A 3,027-nucleotide genomic window follows, 5' to 3' on the forward strand; every position below is an offset into this window, starting at 1 on the left:
AACATGAATATAGGCAGGGTGAAATCTTCGCGGTGGCAGGGGGGAGTGATGCTCAGGATGCAATTGCTTTAAACCTGCTCACTGTTCTACGGCTACATTTGCAAGGAAGTAGGTGTCGGGCCTATACCGGCAATATGAAAGTTCATATTGAAGCTGTGAATGTCTACTACTACCCAGAGGCGATGGTAACGTGCATTGACACGCTTCTAGATTAGTCTGCAACGATAGCCCTTTCAAGAGAATGAACCCCAAAGGCTAAGCCTTTGGGGTTGGAATTCAGGGGGTTGCCCTAGCGATTAAACACTGTAAGGAGTTTGACCACTGAACTTGAGTTTGGCAGGTTCAGGGTTGCTGCCAATGTTACGAGCTACGGTATTCACCTGAGCACGACCAGCATTCACCTTTTCAGGGAAAACGCCGTCGGCGGGATGGAGATATTGAATATCTCCGTTGGGAAAAACCCGATAGATTTTGTAATCGTTGATTTTGAACTTGGCTCGTAACTGCTGACCACCCAAAGCAATGCACTGCTCTTTGCGAGCGAGATACAACAAGTTTTCGCCTTGCCGCATGACGGCAGCACCGCCAGTGGGCATTTCAAATACTTGTTCTTTGGGACTCGTCCAGGTAATCGCGTATTTTTCTTCAACTAGCGCTTTTGTCAGTAGTCCACCGGTGCTACCACCGAATATAGGAGGTTGTCCAGTAAGAGTTTCTGCCATGTGGATTTCTCTCTAAGCGTTTTACGGCATCCTATCATTGAGCCCGACCTCTGTTACCGAGCTTGTAGGGATCTGTAACAGTTCTTTAGTTTTAGATCGACGATCGCAATTCAGCACAAAAACAGACCGAAAAAGTTACCGTTTTGCCTTATTAACCTTGCGTCTGTCACTTCGGATCGATGGTGCTTTTTCGTCCTCTTCTGTCTGAGCAATCGGTAAGGTGATGTGAAACTGGGAACCCTGGTCTTTGCCTGCCGATTCTGCCCAGATTTGCCCCCCTAAGCGGGTAATAATTTGACGGCAAATGGCCAACCCCAAGCCAGTGCCACCTGTTGTTCTGCGTAACGCCCCTTCTTCCTGATAAAAGCGATCAAAAATTACTTCCAGCCGATTGGGTTCAATGCCACGTCCCGTATCTGAAATGGTGACTTCCAGCAGGTTGCCACCGTTCATTTGAGCTTCAACCTGCACCTGACCAGCAGAATCGGTGAATTTGCACGCATTATCGAGCAGTTTTGACAACACTTCCACTAGCCACTCCCCATCGGCCTGTACCAGGGGTAAATCCAGGGGCACATCGATCGTAATGGCAGGCAAGGAAGCACCCTGTTGATGAATTCGCAGGCTGCTTAAGGCTAAATCTACGCATTCTCGAATTGGCAGGGGCTCCAGGTGCCATTCCACTCGTCCGCTTTCCAATTGGGAGAGGGTGAGAAAGTCCTGCACCAGATTTCGCATCCGTTCTGCATCGGCTAAGGCAGATTGCAGCATCACCTGGCGCAGTTCCGGTGGCATATCAGGTTCACTAGCAAGGCTTTCCAGGCAAACCTGAATCGTGGAGAGTGGCGTTCGCAGTTCATGCCCTGTGATGGCAATCAGGTTACTGCGAGTGCGATCGAGGGCTTCCAGTTGCTGGTTCAAGTCTTCCAGATTAGCGTAGGCTTCGGCCTGAATCAGGGCGATCCCAATCTGAGTGGCGATCGCATCCACCAGTTCCAGATTATCCTCACTCCAGTTACAGGCACTGCTGCAGAAATGCACTTCCACCATGCCCAGTAACCGACTCTGATGAATCACAGGTACCATCAGCCAGGAGGCAATTTGCCATTGTTGCAGTAGCGATCGGGGTGGCATCACTTCTTCCTCCTTGAGCACCCAGGGATCCGTCCGGGTATCGTTCACATACAGTCGTTCCTGATGCTGTACCACCCTCTGAAATAGGGGATTCTCGGCCAGATTCCAGCGTTCCCCCACCAGGGAAACAACTCCATCTCCCAGATACTCGTGCTGAATCGTGACCGTCGTATCCGTTTCTTTGCAGCGATAAATCAGACACCGACACGCCTGCAATGCCTGTCCTAATTCCTTGACAGCCACTGTCAGAATTTCATCCGGGTTCAGCGATCGTCGTACTGCACTGGTAATTAAATTCACCAGGCGTTCCTTGCGTTCCTGGGCTGTGATCGATCGATACGCCTTGAGTAACTTGTATTGTCCAGCCTGTAAGTAGGTGATCAATCGTTCTGCAAAGGGGCCAGGATTGACAGCGTTGGCTTTAGCTTTCGTCTGCCGTCCCAGCATCGTCTTAGCCTGAGTAATTTTCTCAGCGAGCTCAGGACGGTATTCCAAAATTCGATCCAGCAACAGAATCGCTGCCTGCCGTGCTGTCTTCCGTTCAAAGCTCCAGATGCCTTCAAACCGTCTCAGTTGATCTGCAGCGACCTGAATGGAGACATCGGAAGGAAGCACAATCTGCCGTTCCCGACAAATTAAACAGGCGGCATAGTGAACGCCAATTACTACCAGATGCCATTCCTGAGCCAGAGCATCGGTGGGGTTAAAGGCGATCGTCTCATAGTGCTCCGAGCGATTGGCAAAGTCAGTTTCGGGAGCCGCCAGGACGTAGACTTGGTTCGTGCGTTGGGAAATTCGCAGATAGCGACGGGCCTCCTGGCGATAAAACCGCTCCCGTTGAAAATTAGCAATTACGATCGGCTGGTCAGTGCCCGCCAGAACCTGATCCTCCATCGCATGGGAAAGGGCTGTCAGAGAAGGCTTGAAGTACATCTGCGGCCTCAACTCTGGCAACGCTTGCAACAAGTCTTCCAGAAGGGAAGGGGAGTGGCTCATCAACAGGAATCCAGCTAACGAAACTAAGGGCTATTCTCTGATTCGCTTTCTATTGTGAACCAGTCTGTAGCGATCCGCTCGCAGGAATAGATTTTTACAAGGTTACATCCGAAAACAGAATTTGGTGACATCCTCCCGACACCAATGCTACGCATACGGTGCGGGCTTCCCAAGA

Annotated in this window: 3 protein-coding genes; 1 reads left to right on the forward strand and 2 read right to left on the reverse strand. The window is 50.6% G+C overall.

The window, feature by feature from the left end:
* The coding region (locus ACUVQO_RS22895) for a Uma2 family endonuclease (protein WP_445928129.1) at positions 1–215 on the forward strand (215 nt) is incomplete at its 5' end.
* Positions 216–296: 81 nt separating this feature from the next.
* Here ACUVQO_RS22895 and ACUVQO_RS22900 read toward each other — a convergent pair.
* The gene (locus tag ACUVQO_RS22900) at positions 297–722 is read right to left on the reverse strand and encodes a photosystem I reaction center subunit II PsaD (protein WP_233743074.1); all 426 of its coding nucleotides are present in this window, start codon (positions 720–722) and stop codon (positions 297–299) included.
* A 135-nt stretch (positions 723–857) separates the two neighbouring features.
* The gene (locus tag ACUVQO_RS22905) at positions 858–2,852 is read right to left on the reverse strand and encodes a DICT sensory domain-containing protein (RefSeq protein ID WP_445928130.1); all 1,995 of its coding nucleotides are present in this window, start codon (positions 2,850–2,852) and stop codon (positions 858–860) included.
* Positions 2,853–3,027 lie beyond the last annotated feature (175 nt).

It is taken from the genome of Leptodesmis sp. (assembly GCF_052746595.1).